The organism is Oleiphilus sp. HI0128, assembly GCF_001635365.1.
Map to the genome: position 1 here is coordinate 1 of NZ_LWGG01001142.1, position 1,427 is coordinate 1,427.

2 protein-coding genes are annotated in these 1,427 nt (G+C 43.8%); both read right to left on the reverse strand.

Annotated features, from left to right (window positions below):
* The coding region (locus tag A3763_RS19380; protein WP_156495189.1) for a ParA family protein at positions 1-434 on the reverse strand (434 nt) is incomplete at its 3' end.
* 255 nt (positions 435-689) lie between these two features.
* Positions 690-1,427, reverse strand: a 738-nt coding sequence (locus A3763_RS19385) for an OmpA family protein (RefSeq protein WP_082880520.1), incomplete at its 5' end; no start/stop codon positions are given.

The following is a 1,427-nucleotide window of genomic DNA, read 5'->3' on the forward strand; positions in this document are numbered from 1 at the left end:
CTCGCAGCAAGAGAGTTGATCATTAGTACACCCAATGAAGGCGAATTATCGATCAAGACGTAGTCATATTGATCCCACAACATTGCCAGCGTTTTCGAAATGATCAGCCCCATACCTTCAACGCCAACCATTCTACGTTCAAGCGTCGCTAAAGCCGTTGAAGCAGGCATTAAATCCAGACCCGGGCAAGAAGTGTCAGTAATCAGTTGTTCAGGAAGACCATCAGGAACCTTACCCTGATGCATAAACAAGTCGAACGCACTTTGCTCAATCGTATCCGGGTCGTAACCAAAATAACTGGTTAAAGACCCATGCGGATCAAGATCCATAACCAACACTCTTTTGCCTTCTTGTGCCAACAACCCGCCTAGCGTTACTACACTAGTCGTTTTACCGACCCCGCCTTTCTGATTGGCAATACCCCAGATTCTCACCGCGTCACCTCTGAAAAATTATATTTTAGCTTTGCTCAAGCATACCATTTAGCCTAGCTGGCTAGAATATCCTGCTAGGGATACTTGCTAATTCTGTATCGCTTGAACAAATGAACAACGGAAATGGCATAAAGTTGCCGAATTTACGTCACTAATAATCTTAATAGTGTACAGAGCACAAATCGTGCCATCGGCACAGTATTGAAAGGTAAATACTTAGAAAATATTTCTTTATAAATGAATGAGCTACGAGACTTACTTCATTAAGCCCTGACGAATATCCTGACTTTTGGAAATTAATAGAACAACGCGGCGGTTTTTGCTTTTTCCAGCTGCCGTATCATTCCTAGCAGCAGGTTGAAACTCTCCGTAACCCATCGCGCCCATGCGAGAAGGCGACACCCCCTCCAGTGCGAGGTATCTAACAACTGTGGCTGCTCGCGCTGCAGAGAGCTCCCAATTAGATGGGAATACAGGGCTTCGAATAGGAACATTATCAGTATGCCCCTCTACCAGCATAGCGTTATCGTGCTGGTTCATAATACCTGCAATTTTTTCAATAATTGGCAAAGCATCATCAACAGGCTCCACACCGCCGCTTTGAAAAACAACCGTATCATCCAACGAGATCTCGATCCAATCGTCTTTCTTCTGAACGCTTACCTTTTCCTCGAATATCAAGTCTTCAAAGTTATCTTCAAACTCCCCTGCTATCATTTCGAGTTGGAGGTCTTCTTTGCTAGGTTCCTTCTTTTTCTTTCGTTGATCAGGGGGTGGTGATGACTCACCGATCATTGGTTGGATAAAAATTTCACGTGAATCCGGAGAGGTAGAGCGAGGACTTATATCTCCAACCTGAATTGGCTTTATGGTTTTCGCGGGAGCGTTAAAGACCCCTTCCAAACTCTCAGAAAGGACTTTATATTTACCTTCATTTACCGAAGAAATTGAATACATCACAACGAAGAAAGCAAACAGCAAAGTGATAAAGTC